Here is an 18,327-nt window from a genome sequence, read left to right on the forward strand (position 1 = left end):
ACTTTCTTATTAAGTTATTAATAGTGGAGTGGGAAATTAACCACCTTTTCTACCGGTAAATGCTTATAAATCGTTGATAACGACACATTGTAAATAATCGACAACTGTTTCCGGGTATGACCTTTATTCAGCAATCTGGCAGCTTGTTGTCGATCTTCCTCGGTAAATACCACGGGCCGACCACCAATTCGCCCCTGTTCCCGTGCTGCTGCCAGACCTGCATTGGTTCTTTCTACAATCAGTTCGCGTTCCATTTCTGCCAATGCACTCATTACATGAAAGAAAAATCGTCCCATTGCTGTACTGGTATCAATGCTATCAGTCAGGCTTTGAAAATGAATTCCACGTTCATGTAGCTCTGAAATGAGCGTCACCAGATTTTTCACACTTCGCCCTAGTCGATCCAATTTCCAAACCACCAGTGTATCACCGGATTTAAGATGCTTTAAAGCGCGTTTGAGCCCTGGACGATTAGCTGTTTTTCCACTGATTTTGTCTTCGAAAATCAACTCGCAGTTGATATTGACTAAGGCATTTCTTTGTAAATCACTATTTTGATCATTTGTTGACACTCTGATGTAACCAACTCTTGCCACAGAAAATCCTTTAGTTATCTGAGAAACTATTTACTCGGAAATAATACCTATTTATTCATTATAAAAAACCTTTAATTTTATAAAAGGAGAGATAAAAGTTTAGTAAGAGAGGGTTAATATCATAACAAGTGATGTTAATAAGTTATTATTAATGAGATTGATAGCAAGTAACTAGAACGAGTGATTTAATTCACAGTATCAAATTTTTCTTACCAAGAATAGTTAATTAGTCCTCGCTTATTTTCCCAAAATGCTCTTTATTTAATTGAAACGCTTTTGTTGCTAATTTGTTATATAAACTACCGAGGGTGTATATGGAACTGATTACACAATGGTTAGGTACAATAAACGAGATAGTATGGGGAGTTCCCATGCTAATTGGGCTTCTGGGTATCGGTATCTTCATGCAAATTCGCCTGTCCTTCTTGCCAATCCGTAAATTGGGGATGGGGTTCAAGTTACTCTTTCAAAAAAATAAACAACGGGGTGAAGGGCAAATCTCACCTTTCAATGCATTAATGACCGCCTTGTCAGCAACGATAGGGACAGGAAATATAGCAGGTGTAGCGACAGCTATTGTGATGGGTGGGCCAGGCGCAATGTTCTGGATGTGGATGACTGCATTAGTGGGCATGGCGACGAAATATTCAGAAGCGGTATTGGCGGTGCGTTTCCGTGAGACGGATAAAAATAGTAATTATGTTGGCGGCCCGATGTATTACATCAAAAATGGCTTGGGGGAAAAATGGGTTTGGCTGGGAACACTTTTCGCCTTTTTCGGCAGTATTGCGGGTTTTGGTATTGGCAATACAGTACAAGCTAACTCTGTCGCTGACGTACTGCAAAGTAACTTTGGTATTGAAAAAACCATAACTGCGGGAATTCTGGTCGTTTTAGTTGGTGCAGTGCTGATTGGTGGCATTAAACGCATTTCTGATGTTGCAGGTAAACTGGTGCCTATTATGACAGTCGGTTACTTTGGTGCGGGAGCTATCGTTTTGGTACTCAATGTTACAGCTATTCCTGATGCATTTGCTTTAATCATCAAATCAGCTTTCACTCCTGTTGCGGCACAGGGGGGATTTGCTGGTGCAGCAGTTTGGGCGGCAATCCGCTTTGGTATTGCTCGTGGCGTATTCTCTAATGAGGCGGGTATGGGCAGTGCGCCTATCGCTCACGCGGCAGCAAAAACCCAAAACCCCATTCGTCAGGGGTTGATTGCCATGCTGGGAACCTTTATTGATACAATCATCGTTTGTTCTGTAACGGGTTTAACTATTGTTATTACTGGTGGCTGGCTGACAGGCGAAACAGGCGCAACACTGACTGCGACTTCCTTCTCATCCGTGATCCCAGGAGGTAACTATATTGTTGCCGTTGCCTTGGCGCTTTTTGCTTTCACAACTATTTTGGGGTGGAGTTTTTACGGTGAGAAGTGTATCCAATATTTATTAGGGCCAAAAGCTATAGTGCCTTTCCGCATTGCCTGGATTATCGCGTTGCCGATTGGTGCCACTCAGTCGTTAGCTTTTGTCTGGTTACTGGCAGATACCCTTAATGCCATGATGGCGATCCCTAACCTGATAGCGATTGCGTTGCTCAGTCCGGTTGTCTATCGTTTGACGAAAGACCATATCCGTGATGTTAATGCAGATAGTATTGATATTAAGTCATCAATTAAAACAGATTGAAAAACGATTGGTATGGAATGAATCAAAAAGGACTAAATAAAAATGGAGAGATGGCTGATATCAGCCATCTCAGACTACTCATAATGCCCCAAATATCCCCGCAAAGTCCGCAGTGTTCCTGCCATTGAATTTCTTGGCTTTTGTCATGCTTAGCATAATTTTATCTGTCTTTTTTCAAAGGCAAATTTTCTGCATGTAATCACGAATGCTCACCAAGGAAAGCTGTGGCTGAAGATAGCGATCTCGAAAAAACTGAAGAACCCACGCCCCATAAACGGGAAAAAGCCCGTAAAGATGGGCAAATTGCGCGTTCCAAAGAACTCACTTCCATCCTGATGTTAGCCGGAGGCGTAAGCCTGCTCTGGATGAGTGGGCAGTCGATCACCCATGAACTTTCATTGATGGTATTCGAAGGATTTAATTTTGACCATAACATGGTCAGCAATGACAAACAGATGGTGCAGCAAGTCGGTCGATTACTGAAGCAGGCCGTTTGGGCGTTGTTGCCCGTATTTTTGGGATTGGTATTGATTGCCCTTAGTGCACCCATTTTGATGGGAGGGCTGATATTCAGCTCAAAATCCATCAAATTTGACTTGACTAAACTAAACCCCATTTCTGGCCTGAAGAAAATCTTCTCTATGAATGCGCTGGCGGAACTGTTCAAGGCTATCTTAAAAGCGTCGCTGGTGGGAGGTGGCGCAGCCCTGTTTATCTGGATGAACTGGCCTACCATGTCGAATCTGACCGCTCAACCTCTGCTGATGGCATTGAGCGATGCCATGATGATGCTGATTTTTGCTGGTTATATTGTCTTATTTATGTTGATACCGATGGTCGCGTTTGATGTGTTTTATCAAATCCGCAGCCATCTGAAAAAATTGAGAATGACCCGTCAGGAGATCAAGGATGAATTCAAGGAACAAGAAGGGGACCCACATGTAAAGGCGCGGATACGTCAGCAACAACGTGCGGCTGCGCGTAAACGCATGATGGCGGATGTGCCTAAGGCTGATGTCATTGTTACCAACCCAACCCATTACTCGGTTGCCTTGCAATATGACAGCAAAAAAATGGGCGCACCCAAAGTATTAGCAAAAGGGGCGGGGCTTATTGCCTTGCGCATTAAAGAAATTGGTGCGGAAAATCGTATCCCGTTACTGGAAGCTCCTCCTTTGGCGAGGGCATTATTTCGCCATGCCGAAGTCGGGAGCTTTATTCCTGCGGCGCTCTATGCAGCCGTTGCAGAAGTGCTTGCCTGGGTTTACCAATTGAAACGTTGGAAACAGGAAGGTGGCCTAAAACCGAAAACACCTGAAAATCTGCCAGTGCCGCCAGCACTGGATTTTGCTGGAGAAAATAATCGTCATGGCTAATCTGGCCTCATTACTACGTTTATCGGGAAATCTTTTACCGGGGAATATCAAAGGCTCTCAGTGGCAAATGCTTGCGGGGCCTATTCTGATCCTTATGATCTTGTCGATGATGGTGCTACCGTTGCCACCATTTTTGCTCGATCTACTTTTCACGTTTAATATCGCACTGTCCATCATGGTTTTGCTGGTGGCGATGTTTACCCGTCGAACACTGGATTTTGCTGCATTCCCAACTATCTTGCTGTTCTCAACTTTACTGCGTTTGTCACTGAACGTTGCTTCCACGCGAATAATCCTGATGGAAGGACATACTGGCTCAGCGGCTGCAGGACAGGTAGTGGAAGCCTTTGGTCACTTTCTAGTTGGCGGTAATTTTGCTATTGGTATCGTGGTCTTTGTGATCTTGATCCTGATTAACTTCATGGTCATTACTAAAGGTGCGGGGCGTATTGCCGAAGTAGGCGCACGCTTTGTACTTGATGGAATGCCCGGCAAACAGATGGCAATTGATGCTGACCTGAATGCCGGATTGATCGGTGAAGATGAAGCTAAAAAGCGTCGTACAGAAGTCACGCAGGAAGCGGATTTTTATGGCTCAATGGATGGTGCGAGTAAATTTGTGCGCGGTGATGCCATAGCCGGATTGATGATACTTGTAATCAACATTGTTGGTGGATTGATCGTCGGTGTTGCTCAACATAGTTTGACTCTGGGTGATGCAGCAGAAGTTTATACTTTGCTGACCATCGGTGATGGATTGGTTGCTCAATTGCCTGCATTAATTATCTCCACGGCAGCAGGTGTGATTGTAACCCGTGTGGCGACTGATGAAGATGTTGGTCAGCAAATGGTGACCCAGCTTTTCAATAACCCAAAAGTAATGATGTTAAGCGCCGGGGTGCTCGGTCTGCTTGGTTTAGTGCCGGGAATGCCTAACTTCGTCTTTTTGTTATTTACGGCTGCCTTGGCGGGAGTGGGTTATTGCCTATTGCGCAAAGACAAAAATCCTTTTGTTGCACAGCATGAAGAAATGAAAGCGGTGGAGGAACAGCAACAAACTACGGAAGCATCATGGTCTGATGTGCAACTGGAAGATCCGTTGGGTATGGAAGTAGGTTATCGCCTGATCCCGATGGTGGACTTCCGTCAAAATGGCGAATTGCTTGGTCGTATCAGTGGCATCCGCAAAAAATTTGCGCAAGAAGTGGGATATCTGCCACCCGTCGTACATATTCGTGACAACCTTGAATTGGCTCCAGCCAGTTATCGAATCATGATGAAAGGGGTCGAAATTGGTCGTGGCGAAGCACATCCGGGACGTTGGTTGGCGATTAATCCGGGTGGTGCTGTGGGTGAATTGCAAGGCGATTTGACGACAGATCCAGCTTTTGGTCTGGCTGCTGTCTGGATTGATGATAGCTTAAGAGAACAGGCGCAGGTGCAGGGATATACCGTCGTGGCGGCTAGTACCGTTGTTGCTACTCACTTAAACCATTTGTTATCACAGCATTCCAGTGAATTGTTTGGAAGACAGGAGGCGCAGCAATTGTTTGAGCGCGTCAGTCAGGAAATGCCGAAACTGACGGAAGACTTCATTCCTGATGTTGTTAGCCTGACAACTTTGCATAAAGTCCTGCAAAATTTGATGGCGGAGCAAGTACCGATCCGCGATATGCGTACTATTATTGAAACACTGGCAGAACATGCTCCGGTACAGAAAGATCCTTATGAATTAACTGCCATGATTCGAATCGCACTTGGTAGGGCAATTGCTCAGCAATGGTTCCCAGGAGCGGATGAGATCAAAGTCATTGGTTTGGATGCAGGGTTGGAAAGATTGCTGCTTCAAGCGTTGCAAAATGGTGGTGGATTGGAGCCGGGATTGGCGGAAAGTCTAGAACGTCAGGCGGCAGAAGCATTGGCACGTCAGGAAATGTTGGGTGCGCCGCCTGTATTATTGGTCAATCACTCATTGCGTCCACTGTTATCTCGTTTCCTGAGTCGTATACTGCCTAGGCTGGTTGTGCTGTCTAGCCTTGAAATCACCAATAATCGTCAGATCAGAATGACTGCAACGATTGGTGGTGCGAGGTAGTATTAGCAACTATACCCAATGGATATAAGGTGATCGCTGCGGTGATCACCTTTATTATGGAATGATAACGTATAATTAATCTTTAGGCTCTTGCTATTACAGCTTTTATTTCATTTCGTCTGGAACCAACTTAAAGAGCATTTTAATTCGTTCTTTATGGAAGTGATAATTAGAGCACATCTTATTGTTAGAGTTTTCTAAATAATATCTAGCCTGATTATTTAAAAAATTAATATCTTGATTGCACATTTCTGATATAAGGAAGTGAAAAGATCAATATATTAATGTCTCAATATATCAATATAGTTCATAATTATATCCTAAGTATAAAAATCATCTTTTATTCAGAAAAGGTATGTTATACAGTTGCGTAACTCTAATACATATTTTTATTTTTCTCAAATTATTATGGTTTTTTTAATCAAAGATAATAAATAAGGATAATATGTTTTCGCATCTTTCTATGGATGATGTACCGATCTGGTTGGGCAAAAACGTATTCTGGCAATTGACCTGACACATGAAGGATTTAAAGAAATTTTCCAGTAAGAAGTGATCAGCCATTTTGATTCTAAATTTTTCGATTCAATAGATACATGGAAAGAGATAGTGCAAAGGAGTGATGTAGTGATTCAATGGGAGCCAGAACGGGATATTTCATTGAATAAATTAGAACAGAGAACAATACAAATTGGTTTACGCAACAATCAATAAATTGTAAGTTACAGCGTAGCCAACAACGCTGTAACACCACTAATCATGAACTCTAATTTTCTAGTCAGAATATTATATGAGTATTTTTAACTAAAAATTAAATCGTAAATAAATTTTTTATTAACGATTTTGTGTAATCAATATTTTCATTTTTCGGTTCTCGTAAAAATGGAGTAATTACTACATTGGAGTTGGATTGATTATATGATTTTTTAATTATTCATTATATGAATATATGATGAAAAGTGTTTTTATCTAATTAGAATCTCAGCTTATCAGTAAAGTAATGATACCTCATAATGGTTATTATAAAAATATAGCCTAACTGAAATTATGGCTATTTTATACTAATAATTAATAAGATAATTTTTGGAAGTTTAAAGCCTCTAGAATGGTGTTGTCATAAACTCGAGAACTCTCTTTGAGTAATGTCCAGATGAATTTTCAAACTAGTTTGGTGCTCATTATATGAACTAAAAATTAAGCGTCTTGAGTTATTGACAGTATATAACGATCGAAATGAGATTTTTAATAGTTTTTATCTATTAATTGGTGCTAATAAATAGTTAAGAACAATTTTAATGGCAATATGAGTTAGTGTATCTTGCTTTTCCTTGATAATAGAGATTTTATTATTTTAGTTCATAGGATACGTTGATATAAGTCAAACTTATCTAATAATATCTGGCATGGAGGCTATGCTTATGTTTTTCCCAGATACGGATATTCTTCTCCGTAGTTTTTAGGTAACATCTTCATAACATAATGAGTGGCGTTTAAGCAAAAAATGCTTTTATGATTTTATACATATATAACCATATTAATTGATGGGAAAAGAATAGAAATTATCGAGCTGATATTTGGATGAAATGTGTATAGAGATATATGCATCCCCTAATTCTATTTCAATCATTGAAAATGTATTTATTAAGGGCTCATAATGTGAAGGGTTATATCTATTAAATAGGATGCGTTAAGTTCGTTAATATTAATTCATTGATGTTTTATGGGTTTTTAATCGAAAGATATTTTCATTTCGATAGGTTTTACACACGTAATATAAATGGAATAAAGAATGAAGTTATTAATGAAATCAGCTGTTATCGTGGCAATTTGGGGGTCTATGATTGTTTCTGCATTTGCTATTAGTAATACTGGCAGTATTACCTTTACTGGCAAAGTGACTAAAGGAACATGTTCTTCTGCGGTAGCGAGTGATTCTGGTAATGTCACTATGCCTGATGTCGGTGTAGGAGATTTTACAAATAAGGGTGACACAAAAGGTGATACAAATTTTCAAATTAATCTGAGGAACTGTAGTGTTAATCCATCGAGTAATTCTTCAGTAAAAATCAAATTTACTGGTGAGTCAGATACAGATGATAAAAAGGTGTTGAAGAATAGCGCATCGGGTTCTTCCGCAGCTGGTGTTGGTATTGGCATTTATAATAAATCTTCGGAATCGCAAATCGAAATAGGAGGAGGTTCATCTGTGGAAATTACTACTTTAACTTCTACGGATACTACTAAGGAACTAGAATTTATTGCTAAATATGTGGCAACAAAAAATAAATCTAATATTAGACCTGGTTCAGTGCGGGCTAACGCGAATTTTACAATAGAGTACGACTAATTCCAATTCCTTACATTTTCATTTTTTTATTGCAACTGTGATATTTCCACTGTTTTTGGTGGGAATATCCCTTATTTTTAATTTATGTAGGGATGGATATCGTTATGTCAAAATATTTTTTGATCGGGTTGTTATTTTCTCTGCCTGTTTTTCTTGCCGCTCCTGTTCACGCTGGGATATCGCTTAGTAATACTCGGGTGATCTATGAAGCCTCGCAACGTGAAGTAACTATTTCCGTCATCAATGACAGCAAAGAAAATGTTTATCTTATTCAGTCTTGGGTAGATATGTTTACTCCAACGGCTGAATCTTCTGATCGCAAAGTGCCATTTTTAGTAACCCCTCCTTTGTTCCGTTTAGATGGTGAACAAGAAAACCGTCTGCGAATTATTTTGACGAATGACACATTACCACGGGATCGTGAATCTATATTTTGGCTTAATGTTAAGGCTATTCCTGCCCTGAACGAAAATAAAACAAATCTCTTGTTGATCTCGCTGAAAAATCGGATAAAACTTTTTTATCGTCCAGAGGGATTGACAGAGCAACTTGCTGCTAATGCCTGTCAAAAACTTACTTTTTCCCAGAAAGCAGGACAATTGGTAGTAAAGAATCCAACGCCTTTTTATATCTCTTTTTATGACATTAAGCTCGGGAGTAGTTCAATATCGGAAGCTGGCATGGTGGCACCGTTTAGTCATCAGCAATGGGCGTTACCCATAGGTTCTGGCAATACCATTACTTGGAGAGCCATCAATGATTATGGTGGCATCACTGAGCCTCAATACCAAACATTATCATCCATACAATAACCTATCAGTTAGAAGATATTTGGTGTCATGAGTTTGATTATTCTTATTGTCTGTAAACGGCTGGCGTTGTTGATGATGATATTGTTAGTAGCATTGGTAGTGATGGCAACAGGGTTCCTACCTACCGTTGGGTATGCCAGTGAATATTTTGACATTAATGCGCTGGAGATCCATGATCCGTCTGCCCCTCCACCCGATTTAAGTTATTTTGCAGAGAAAGGGGGCAGTGCGCCAGGAACATACAGGGTTGCTATCCATGTCAACGATCAGGACAAAGGTACACAGGATATCCAATTTGTAGTGGGAGCCGAAAAAAAGCTTCAACCCGTCTTATCGGTTCAGCAATTGGTTGACTGGGGAGTCAATATATCTATTTTTGCTGGTTTGAATTCAGAATATCAACTTTCTGATTTAGCTGATTTTATCCCTTATGCCAATGCATCATTACAACTGGGACAACAAACTTTGCTGATCACTATTCCTCAGGCAGAAATGACAACGTCAGCCCGTGGTGCAATTGATTCATCGCTTTGGCAACAAGGGGAATCAGCGTTATGGGCTAGTTATAACCTTAGTGGTGTTGACATCCGGGGTAAAAGCGGCTCTGGTACAAATAATCTCTATATGAATTTACGTAGTGGAGTGAATTGGGGAAGCTGGCGCTTACGGAATTATTCTACCTACTATCGAAATTTTGGCAAAAGTAATGGCGATAAAGCGCATTGGGAAAATCTGAATACATTTTTGCAACGTGATATTCATTCTCTAAAAAGCCAGCTCGTAATTGGTGAGACCAATACACGAGGAGAGCTGTTTAGTGGATTTGCCTTTCGAGGTGTCACTCTGACATCGGATGATAACATGCTACCCGATAGTCAACGGGGTTTTGCTCCGGTAGTGAGGGGAATAGCAGAAAGTAATGCTCAGATCACTATTCGTCAAAACGGGCACATTATTTATCAGGCCAATGTTCCACCTGGGGCTTTTGTGATTGATGACCTTTATCCTATATCTTCTGGGGGTAATCTGGATGTGGTCATTCAGGAAGCTGATGGTTGTGAACGCCGCCTTGTTCAACCATTTTCATCAATTCCCGTTATGTTGAGGGAAGGGCAATTCAAATACAGTTTTACGGTGGGTGAATACCGCAATTCGTATGTATATGCCTATCAACCAATCTTTATGCAGAGTGAAGTTTATTATGGCTTGCCATATGCAACAACTATGTATGGCGGTATGCTGTTGTCTCCAAATTATCAGGCATATGTAGTTGGCGTAGGATACAGTTTTGGTCACTGGGGATCTTTGGCATTTGATATCACACAATCACAGGCTGATATTATCAATAAAGGTCAACAACGAGGCTGGGTCTATCGGGCACAGTATGCTAAAGACTTCGAAGAGACTGGTACTAATCTGTTTCTGACCAGTTATTATTACCCTTCACCACATTTTTATGATTTTCAGAACGTTAATAACAGTGCGGCATATAATGAGCCGTCATATCTCAATAAACATAAATTTCAGTTCACACTGAGCCAAAGTTTATCGGATTATGGCAGTCTCTATTTTTCCGGTTACTTGCAGAATGATTGGGGAAGCAGAGGCACTACCCGCAGTTTGAATGTCGGGTACAACGTAAATTATTCCGATATCCATTACTCGCTGAGTTATACCCAAAATATGAGTCCAGGTAACTCAATGGTCGATAATCAGCTGGCATTCAATATACAGATTCCACTTGATCGCTGGCAGCCAAGTAGCTGGGCGACTTATAGTATCAATCATAATCGTCGGGGTGATATCAACCAATCGGTTGGGTTGAGTGGCATGGCCTTAGATAAATTGAATTATTCTCTGCAACAGAGTCACAGTAATAACGGTCAGGGCACTAGCGGTAATATAAACCTTAGTTATAAAGCCCGTTATGGTGTGTTGTCTGGCGGATATCACTACAGTGATGATTCACAGCAGGTTAGCTATGGTCTCAGAGGGGGTGTCGTTGCTCATCGTCATGGCTTGACTTGGTCGCAACCGCTGGGTGAAACCATTGTTCTGGTCAAAGCATCTGGAGCTGCTGGCGTTAAAGTCACTGGCTATAACGGTGTTGAAACTGATGGACAAGGCCATGCAGTATTACCTTATGCCAGCCCTTATCACCGTAATCGTGTCGCCTTATCACCGAATTCTTTTGGGGAGGGGGTGGATATTGAGTCTAATATCCAGACTGTTATTCCAACACAGGGAGCCATAGTCTTGGCTGACTTCCAAACAAGGATCGGCCGCCGAGTGTTGTTTAATTTGACTCACCAGGGCAAACCTATTCCTTTTGGTGCAATAGCTACCTTGAATGAGGAAAATACATTCCACTCTTTTACTGCAAATCAGAGTATTGTTGGCAATGGGGGGGAAGTTTATTTCGGAGGTGTTCCAGAACAAGGTCAATTATCTGTTCAATGGGGGAGTGGTCAGTTTGAACAATGTAAAATTCCTTTTCTTTTGCCAAAAAGTAAAGCAATGGTGGTTTCAATAAAGGCTGATTGTCATCCATAAAGGTAAATCATCATATTTTTTAAGAAATGCGACATAATGATAATTTATAAATAAAGGTTGTTGATGAATATATCTATTTTTTCATGGTTACTGTTTGTACCAATATTTGTTTCCCCCTATGCGGGTGCTTATGCTGATGTCTCTTGTACAGCACCTTCTCAAGCATTGAATTCACATAAGATATCAGTTCCTGTACATGTGCCTGTAGGCCAAGAACTGGAAAAATCGGATAATAGATTAAGGCTGGATGCAAGCCCTATGATTACTTGTCAAGGTAAGTCTCTGGACAAGACTGAGGCTGTTCTTGGTATCAAGGCAACTGGAATTTTGTCACAATCTATCGGAGGAAAAAGCGTCTTTTTGTTGGGTGACAGTGGCATTGGGTATGCAATTAGAGGCTTAACTGGTAATCCTAGTGAGAGAAAATATATACAAAAAGGTGGTGATAGTGTGAAGCTTACAACTACTGCTTTTCGAGATCATAAAGAGCCAATTAATGTTGGAATTGCACTTGTATTTTACCGTATTGGTCAAATAAAACCTGGCAAATATCTTCCCCAGCCTGTGGCAATAGCGACTGTAAATTTACGAAATCTTGGTGGAAGTGGTTTAGGTAAATCTATTGAAGTAGGAAAGTTCAGCACTGGCAATATAGTCGTTGAATCACGATCTTGTACTTTTGATAACAATCCAATTCCTGTCGCATTAGAATCGATAACAAGCATGCAGTTACCTAAAGTAGGTTCTACTGCAGCGGAAAAAGCATTTAATATACCTTTAAATTGCGACGCACGTATTAAAGTTAACATGCTTTTGCGGGCAGGTTCTCAAGGAGCCTATGATTCCCCAAAAGGGATTATCAAACTTAATTCTAATGCCAATGCGGCTGGTGGTGTTGGTATCCAAATTTTGGATGGGGATAAGACAAACCCAATACCTCTTGGTACAAAAATTGAATATATCAAAACTATAATAGAAGGGCCTGTCAATATTCCTTTAAAAGCGCGTTATTATCGATATGGCAATGTTAAAGAAGGGGTAGCTAATGCGACAGCGACATTTACCATGAGTTATGAGTAATATCAACCTTCATTTATGATTGATATTAATATTCTATCTGCAAATAAGGTTACATACTTGTTTTAAAAAATTATGTAACTAAATGAATTTTATCTATTTTTAATAGCTCATTCCATTCTAATTTACCTATTATTTATCTGTAATCATTATTTCCATTGATGAAATATAATTGCTATGAAAATTTATTTTTGTTTATGATTTTGTGAATAAATTCACAATGCGGCACTAAAAAAAGTGTAGTGAGAATTGTTCTCTTTTTTGTAAGGAGAATAATATAAATATACAGAAACAGACCCCTTATTATTACTAATAAACCAAGAGGTCTGTAAAGATTACTGCTTAAGCAGTAAACGAATAATCAAACGCTGATCTTGTGGCCTGACAGTGCTGAATTGTGACGGGCTTGGCCGTCTGCACCATAAAGAGAAGGGCTGTGGTGACTTTTCAGAAAAGCAATTGCCTTACTGTTCAACTCAATATGTTGATCCAGCAAAAAACCATTATGCGAATTTAAATCACGGATGCGTTTAATAGATTGGCTAATTTGACCCCATAATACTGCCAATCTTTCACAGTCAGCATATGGTACATCTATTTTCAGCGTTTCATTTAATTGCTGGCGTTTTCGTTCAGCGTGATCAAGTGCCGAAAGCAAAAATGTTTTTTGTTCCGTCACACGATGTAAATGATTTGCCTCAATAAAACCTTCGCTCAGTATGCGCTGTTCTTCTGCCATAGTTTGCGAAAGCGAATTTAAGTGTGCGCTCTGCTGTTCAAGCAAGAGTTGAAGTTCTTTCATTTACGGCTCTTTATAATTTCGATGGTTTATTTATCATATTCCATGTTTTCAAGGGCCTCCCTGAATAGGGCATCAGCAATTTTACCGCTGTCCATCGTCAGTGTTCCCTTTGCAATGGCTTCTTTCAATTGTTGCACTTTCTGGATATTAATATCTTGGCTACTTGGTTGGACGAGCTTTTTCTGCGCTTCGCTCAGCTTGACTTGTGTATCGGCGCTTTTTTCGGCGACAGCCACAATTCTGCGAGCGCTCTGAGCACCTTCATTGGCATCGCGCTGTTGTAAAGCTGCAATGGCCAGTAGAGGTTGAGTGCGTTCAATACTCATAATTGTAATCCTTTAATCAGGCATTATTTATTTGTCTTAGGTAGCAGGCGATATACCGCTGGCATGCCTGTAAATCTTGGTCTGTTGATTATATCGGCTTGCAGAAATAAAACTTTAACCATTTATAACCCCATTTTTACACTGCCATTTTCTTGAGCTTTACCCGTAATAACCTGTCCGGAGTTCAGGCGGACACGGATATTATCAAAACTCGCGGCGTTGTTAATCGCTTTTCCTTCGTAACGCACCTGAAAATGATGTCCATCTACGGTGACGACCACATTTTGTCCGGCTTTAATCGCCCAGGGACGCCGAATCATGTTGCGTGTAATGAATTGTCCGGCAGGTATGTTGCGGATCGCAATACCATTTTGTATGGCCTTTCTGTTACGGATTATGTTGTTTGGCAGTTTATCTAAGGACCCTGTTTTTACTTGAAAATCTTTTTCTGTCAGGACGGCATTGCGGTTAATGGCTCGCTTAGAAACCAAATAAGGTCCAGTAACATTAATGTACGCCTGAAGAAAACGACGTTGCTGACCACAAGTTACAGGGATGGAAAGGTTACCCCAATTTTTGTTGCCAATTGACGGTTGTATTTCAGGATATTCACAAGTCGGCCATTGTTGTTCAGGCGTTTTGATTTCCACTGAGACTTTATGGCCCGGCGTGTGATGTATCTGCCTGAAATAGTCAGTTATCAATTGCGGTAAGTTATTCCCCCAAGCCAAAGAACTGCCAAAAAACAGATTAAGAAAAAAAGTAAATAACCCGATAAATTTTAACGCAGGCATTTCACCACCTTAACCTCATCAGCGAACCATGATCTCAAAAAATATTCATTACCTGTTGGATGTTAATAGTGTAACGCGATTGATTATTCGTTAATGGAATAAATAGCAATTCAATTTGTTTCTATTCTTCGAATCACCTTTTTCTTCTGCGTTTATTCTGTTAGCTGCTTGGAGCTTATACCCAGCAGATTTCATGTACCGAGCCGTTAATAAAGTGGTTACATGAATGATGAAAAGAGGGCGATAAGCTCTTGATGCATTATTGGGGGCAACCCCTACAGAACAGATCCAAGGGAGGAATATGCTCGATAAATTAGATGCCGCTTTTCAATTTCGACAAGAAGCGTTGGTACTTCGCAGCCAGCGGCAGGAAATTTTGTCTGCCAATATTGCCAATGCAGATACTCCTGGCTATCAGGCGCGAGATATCGATTTTGCTGATCAACTGGAAAAGGTGATGGCACATGGTCATGTATCGGGAAATGGAATTGAGCTAACTCTGACTTCCGATCGACATATTCCCGGTCAGTATGAAAAAAGTTTGGAGATGGATTTGCTGTATCGGGTGCCATTCCAGACAGCCATGGATGGAAATACCGTTGACATGGATATGGAACGTAGCAATTTCGCAGATAACAGCCTGAAATATCAAGCCGAACTGACTATGATGAATGCGCAAATTAAAAGCATGATGTCAGTTCTACAGTCACAAGGATAACGGGAATGTCTCTACTCAGTGTTTTTGATATTGCCAGCTCTGCGCTCACCGCTCAGTCCCAGCGACTGAACGTCAGCGCCAGTAATATGGCGAATGCCGATAGTATCGTAGGGCCGGATGGCGAGCCCTATCGTGCCAAGCAGGTAGTTTTCCGTGTCGCTGCGCCAGCAGGGCAGGAAATTGGCGGTGTTCGCGTCAGCGAAGTAGTGGATGATCCCACGCCTTTCCGTCTTGAGTATCAACCGGGTCATCCGCTGGCCGATGAGAAAGGTTATGTCCGTATGCCGAATGTGGATGTTGTCGGGGAAATGGTCAATACCATCTCTGCTTCCCGTAGCTATCAGGCGAATGTTGAAGTGTTGAACACTACTAAGTCCATCATGTTGAAAACGCTGACACTGGGTCAGTAACAGGAATTCCATTATGGCAGTAACCACTTCAATCAATGATTCATTGGATAATACTACGGTAGGTGAGCTTGCTCCCGCGAGTAAAATCAAACCACAAAGCAGCGACGATATTAAAGATAATTTCTTGAATTTATTAATCGCTCAGCTCAAAAACCAAGATCCAACCAATCCAATGCAAAATAATGAGATAACCGCTCAGATTGCACAGATCAGTACCGTTGAAGGTATTGAAAAACTCAATAAAACACTGGGAACTGTTGTCGGGCAGATGGACAACCATCAAGCAATGCAAACGACATCGCTGATTGGTCGTGATGTCATGATTCCCGGCGATAAGATTTTAGTCGGTTCCAGTGAAGAAAAAGGCATCGACATCAGTCGATATGGTGTTGAGCTGCCCCGACCTGCCGATAATGTCAAAGTCATAATAAAAAGCAAAGATGGCGCAGTTGTTCGGGAAATGAATATTGGCAATTTAAATGCTGGTGTTCATAAATTTTTATGGGATGGCAAAGACGCAGATGGCAGGGAAGTGCCAGACGGTGCGTATAACTTCACCGTTTCCGCAAGCTATCAGGGTGACGCGTTGGTGACACATTCGTTAACGTCTGCTCAAGTTTTAGGCGTTACGCGGAGTGAGGATGGCACTAAATTAGATTTAGGGCTGGCGGGTACGGTAACCATGGATAAAGTTCGTCAGATTCTTTAATTAAACGGAGGACATATGTCTTTTTCACAAGCGGTTAGTGGTTTGAATACTGCAGCGAGTAATTTGGATGTTATTGGTAATAACATCGCAAACTCAGCAACATTTGGCTTTAAATCCAGCTCTGCTGCTTTTGCAGATATTTTCAGCGGCTCAGAAGTGGGTTTGGGTGTTAAAGTTTCTGGCATGCTACAGAACTTTAAAGATGGCTCAACCACTAAGACTAATCGCCAGTTGGATATGGCAATTACACAGGGCGGTTTTTTCCGCATGCAGGATTCCAACGGTGATATTTTCTATTCCCGTAACGGTCAGTTCCAAATGGATGAAGAACGTAATCTGATCAATATGCAGGGCATGAAGCTCACAGGTTATCCGGCAGTAAACGGAGAAATTCAGCAAGGCAGAGCGGTGGAGCCACTTTCGATTCCACAGGATATATTGAATGCGAAAGCAACTACAAAAGCCGAGTTGAAAGTTACCCTGAAATCAACACACTCAGTAATTGATCAGACGACACATGCCTTTGATCCAAATAATCCAGATACTTTTAGCTACAATACATCTCTGCAAGTTTATGACAGTCTGGGCAATCAACATGATATCAATATATTCTTCGTGAAAAGAGACGATAATAAATGGGAATTTATTGCTAAGGATAATTCTGTAGAGGTTTCTGACTTTAAGAAATTGGGTGATGTGCAATTTGACGGCAATGGTCAAATGGTCGGCACCAATAATGCATTTACATTCGATGTAGCATCTCTGAATGGTTCAAATGATGCAAAAATCACCCTCGATTTTTCTGGTAGTAAACAGCAGAATGTTGGGACAGATGGTGCCTCCAATCCAGTACAAGATGGCTATACCGCAGGTAGTTTCTCTGAGTACACTGTGGAGGATGACGGCAAAATTTATGGTAAATATTCCAACAACGAGAGACAAGTATTAGGTCAGGTGGTACTGGCAAACTTTGCTAACCCTGAAGGTTTGGCTGCACAAGGCAATAACGTCTGGGTAGAATCCGGTGCATCTGGCAGCCCGGTTGTGGGTGTCGCAGGTTCGGGTAACTTCGGTAAGCTGATAGGTGGTGCGCTGGAAGCCTCTAACGTAGATCTGAGCCAAGAGCTGGTCAATATGATCGTCGCCCAGCGTAACTATCAATCCAACGCCCAGACCATCAAGACGCAGGACCAAATTCTGCAAACGCTGGTCAGCATGCGTTAATAAGCTCAGGCGGATAGCTTTATGGATCACGTTATTTATACCGCTATGGGAGCAGCACGCCAAACGCTGGAGCATCAGGCTGTTACTGCCAACAATCTGGCCAATGCGTCAACGCCGGGCTTCAAAGCTCAGCTTGCAGCACTACGCGCCGTACCGATTGAAGGTGAAACCCTGCCAACACGTACATTGACCGTTGCTTCTACCCCTGGCATGGATAGCCGTCAAGGACCAATGAATTATACCTCCCGCCCGTTGGATGTGGCTGTCGGACAAGGCGGCTTTCTGGCTGTCCAGCTTGAAGATGGGACGGAAGCCTATACCCGCAACGGCGGTATCCAGATTTCACCCGAAGGGCAATTGATGGTGCAGGGGCGCATGTTGATGGGCGAAAATGGGCCGATTGATGTTCCACCGCAGGCTGAACTGACTATTGCCGCCGATGGTGCCATCTCAGCCCTGATTGCCAGCGATCCGCCAACATTGTTGGGGCAGATTGGCAAACTGAAAATCGTTAAACCTGAAGCCAATCAAGTGGTACGGGGCGATAATGGTTTGTTTCACTTAACACCACAGGCGCAGGAACAGCAGGGCAATGAATTGGCGGCCAGCACGGAAGTGAAAATCATGCCGGGTGTACTGGAAGGCAGTAATGTCAATCCAGTGGAAAGCATGGTGAACATGATCGCCAACGCGCGTCGCTTTGAGATGCAGATGAAAGTCATACACAATTCCGATGAAAATGCACAGCGGGCTAATCAAATTCTCGCCATGAACTGAATCGGGAACAGGGGATAAAT

At 41.6% G+C, this 18,327-nt stretch carries 17 protein-coding genes; 13 read left to right on the forward strand and 4 right to left on the reverse strand.

The features are described 5' to 3' along the window. Window positions 1-17: 17 nt before the first annotated feature. Window positions 18-596 carry a recombinase family protein gene (locus tag BM135_RS06595; RefSeq protein WP_092518984.1) on the reverse strand — a complete coding sequence of 193 codons (579 nt, stop codon included), beginning with the start codon at window positions 594-596 and terminating at the stop codon, window positions 18-20. 314 nt (window positions 597-910) lie between these two features. Between BM135_RS06595 and BM135_RS06600 the strand changes: the two genes are divergently transcribed. The 8 genes from BM135_RS06600 to BM135_RS06635 all read left to right on the forward strand — a co-directional run bounded on the left by BM135_RS06600 (window position 911) and on the right by BM135_RS06635 (window position 12,550). Continuing rightward, window positions 911-2,287 carry an alanine/glycine:cation symporter family protein gene (locus BM135_RS06600; RefSeq protein WP_092518986.1) on the forward strand — a complete coding sequence of 459 codons (1,377 nt, stop codon included), beginning with the start codon at window positions 911-913 and terminating at the stop codon, window positions 2,285-2,287. A 224-nt stretch (window positions 2,288-2,511) separates the two neighbouring features. After that, window positions 2,512-3,663, forward strand: a complete 1,152-nt coding sequence (flhB, locus tag BM135_RS06605; protein WP_092518988.1) for a flagellar biosynthesis protein FlhB — start codon at window positions 2,512-2,514, stop codon at window positions 3,661-3,663. Then, window positions 3,656-5,758, forward strand: a complete 2,103-nt coding sequence (flhA, locus tag BM135_RS06610) for a flagellar biosynthesis protein FlhA (protein ID WP_092518990.1) — start codon at window positions 3,656-3,658, stop codon at window positions 5,756-5,758. The genes flhB and flhA overlap by 8 nt, the downstream gene beginning before the upstream one ends. A gap of 609 nt (window positions 5,759-6,367) precedes the next feature. Continuing rightward, window positions 6,368-6,472, forward strand: a complete 105-nt coding sequence (locus BM135_RS17315; protein ID WP_245737306.1) for a DUF4291 family protein — start codon at window positions 6,368-6,370, stop codon at window positions 6,470-6,472. A 1,075-nt stretch (window positions 6,473-7,547) separates the two neighbouring features. Then, on the forward strand, window positions 7,548-8,105 hold the full coding sequence (locus BM135_RS06620; protein WP_092518992.1) for a fimbrial protein: 558 nt from the start codon (window positions 7,548-7,550) through the stop codon (window positions 8,103-8,105). A 104-nt stretch (window positions 8,106-8,209) separates the two neighbouring features. Next, a complete protein-coding gene (locus tag BM135_RS06625; RefSeq protein WP_092518994.1) occupies window positions 8,210-8,917 on the forward strand; it encodes a fimbrial biogenesis chaperone in 708 nt (235 codons plus the stop codon). Between the two features lie 27 nt (window positions 8,918-8,944). Continuing rightward, on the forward strand, window positions 8,945-11,470 hold the full coding sequence (locus BM135_RS06630) for a fimbria/pilus outer membrane usher protein (protein WP_092518996.1): 2,526 nt from the start codon (window positions 8,945-8,947) through the stop codon (window positions 11,468-11,470). 63 nt (window positions 11,471-11,533) lie between these two features. Further along, a complete protein-coding gene (locus tag BM135_RS06635) occupies window positions 11,534-12,550 on the forward strand; it encodes a fimbrial protein (RefSeq protein WP_245737307.1) in 1,017 nt (338 codons plus the stop codon). 358 nt (window positions 12,551-12,908) lie between these two features. On the opposite strand, the gene BM135_RS06640 is transcribed toward BM135_RS06635, so the two are convergent. The 3 genes from BM135_RS06640 to flgA all read right to left on the reverse strand — a co-directional run bounded on the left by BM135_RS06640 (window position 12,909) and on the right by flgA (window position 14,469). After that, a complete protein-coding gene (locus BM135_RS06640; protein WP_092518998.1) occupies window positions 12,909-13,349 on the reverse strand; it encodes a flagella synthesis protein FlgN in 441 nt (146 codons plus the stop codon). A 26-nt stretch (window positions 13,350-13,375) separates the two neighbouring features. Then, a complete protein-coding gene (flgM, locus tag BM135_RS06645; RefSeq protein ID WP_092519000.1) occupies window positions 13,376-13,675 on the reverse strand; it encodes a flagellar biosynthesis anti-sigma factor FlgM in 300 nt (99 codons plus the stop codon). Window positions 13,676-13,797: 122 nt separating this feature from the next. Beyond that, on the reverse strand, window positions 13,798-14,469 hold the full coding sequence (flgA, locus tag BM135_RS06650) for a flagellar basal body P-ring formation chaperone FlgA (protein WP_092519002.1): 672 nt from the start codon (window positions 14,467-14,469) through the stop codon (window positions 13,798-13,800). A 301-nt stretch (window positions 14,470-14,770) separates the two neighbouring features. On the opposite strand from flgA, the gene flgB reads away from it, so the two are divergent. Genes flgB through BM135_RS06675 form a run of 5 tightly spaced genes read left to right on the forward strand, consistent with a single transcriptional unit; the run spans window position 14,771 to window position 18,307 of the window. Continuing rightward, a complete protein-coding gene (flgB, locus tag BM135_RS06655; RefSeq protein WP_092519004.1) occupies window positions 14,771-15,187 on the forward strand; it encodes a flagellar basal body rod protein FlgB in 417 nt (138 codons plus the stop codon). Between the two features lie 5 nt (window positions 15,188-15,192). Then, window positions 15,193-15,597, forward strand: coding sequence for a flagellar basal body rod protein FlgC (flgC, locus tag BM135_RS06660; protein ID WP_092519006.1), 405 nt, complete (start codon window positions 15,193-15,195; stop codon window positions 15,595-15,597). A 13-nt stretch (window positions 15,598-15,610) separates the two neighbouring features. Then, on the forward strand, window positions 15,611-16,306 hold the full coding sequence (gene flgD, locus BM135_RS06665; protein WP_092519008.1) for a flagellar hook assembly protein FlgD: 696 nt from the start codon (window positions 15,611-15,613) through the stop codon (window positions 16,304-16,306). Window positions 16,307-16,321: 15 nt separating this feature from the next. Then, window positions 16,322-17,530, forward strand: a complete 1,209-nt coding sequence (gene flgE / locus BM135_RS06670; protein WP_092519009.1) for a flagellar hook protein FlgE — start codon at window positions 16,322-16,324, stop codon at window positions 17,528-17,530. Window positions 17,531-17,551: 21 nt separating this feature from the next. After that, window positions 17,552-18,307: a flagellar basal body rod protein FlgF gene (locus tag BM135_RS06675; RefSeq protein ID WP_092519010.1), complete on the forward strand. Its 756-nt coding sequence runs from the start codon at window positions 17,552-17,554 to the stop codon at window positions 18,305-18,307. The last annotated feature ends 20 nt before the right edge of the window (window positions 18,308-18,327 follow it).

Source organism: Xenorhabdus japonica (genome assembly GCF_900115195.1).
In the GTDB taxonomy this organism is placed as follows: Bacteria; Pseudomonadota; Gammaproteobacteria; order Enterobacterales; family Enterobacteriaceae; genus Xenorhabdus; species Xenorhabdus japonica.

Excerpts from the sequence above, each read along its gene's own strand:
- BM135_RS06600 (WP_092518986.1), top strand. The coding sequence starts at position 911 with ATGGAACTGATTACACAATGGTTAGGTACAATAAACGAGATAGTATGG.
- flgA (WP_092519002.1), bottom strand. The coding sequence starts at position 14,469 with ATGCCTGCGTTAAAATTTATCGGGTTATTTACTTTTTTTCTTAATCTG.
- flgC (WP_092519006.1), top strand. The coding sequence starts at position 15,193 with ATGTCTCTACTCAGTGTTTTTGATATTGCCAGCTCTGCGCTCACCGCT.
- BM135_RS06630 (WP_092518996.1), top strand. The coding sequence starts at position 8,945 with ATGAGTTTGATTATTCTTATTGTCTGTAAACGGCTGGCGTTGTTGATG.
- BM135_RS06640 (WP_092518998.1), bottom strand. The coding sequence starts at position 13,349 with ATGAAAGAACTTCAACTCTTGCTTGAACAGCAGAGCGCACACTTAAAT.
- flhA (WP_092518990.1), top strand. The coding sequence starts at position 3,656 with ATGGCTAATCTGGCCTCATTACTACGTTTATCGGGAAATCTTTTACCG.
- BM135_RS06635 (WP_245737307.1), top strand. The coding sequence starts at position 11,534 with ATGAATATATCTATTTTTTCATGGTTACTGTTTGTACCAATATTTGTT.
- flgM (WP_092519000.1), bottom strand. The coding sequence starts at position 13,675 with ATGAGTATTGAACGCACTCAACCTCTACTGGCCATTGCAGCTTTACAA.
- BM135_RS06675 (WP_092519010.1), top strand. The coding sequence starts at position 17,552 with ATGGATCACGTTATTTATACCGCTATGGGAGCAGCACGCCAAACGCTG.
- flgE (WP_092519009.1), top strand. The coding sequence starts at position 16,322 with ATGTCTTTTTCACAAGCGGTTAGTGGTTTGAATACTGCAGCGAGTAAT.
- flgB (WP_092519004.1), top strand. The coding sequence starts at position 14,771 with ATGCTCGATAAATTAGATGCCGCTTTTCAATTTCGACAAGAAGCGTTG.
- BM135_RS06620 (WP_092518992.1), top strand. The coding sequence starts at position 7,548 with ATGAAGTTATTAATGAAATCAGCTGTTATCGTGGCAATTTGGGGGTCT.
- BM135_RS06625 (WP_092518994.1), top strand. The coding sequence starts at position 8,210 with ATGTCAAAATATTTTTTGATCGGGTTGTTATTTTCTCTGCCTGTTTTT.
- flgD (WP_092519008.1), top strand. The coding sequence starts at position 15,611 with ATGGCAGTAACCACTTCAATCAATGATTCATTGGATAATACTACGGTA.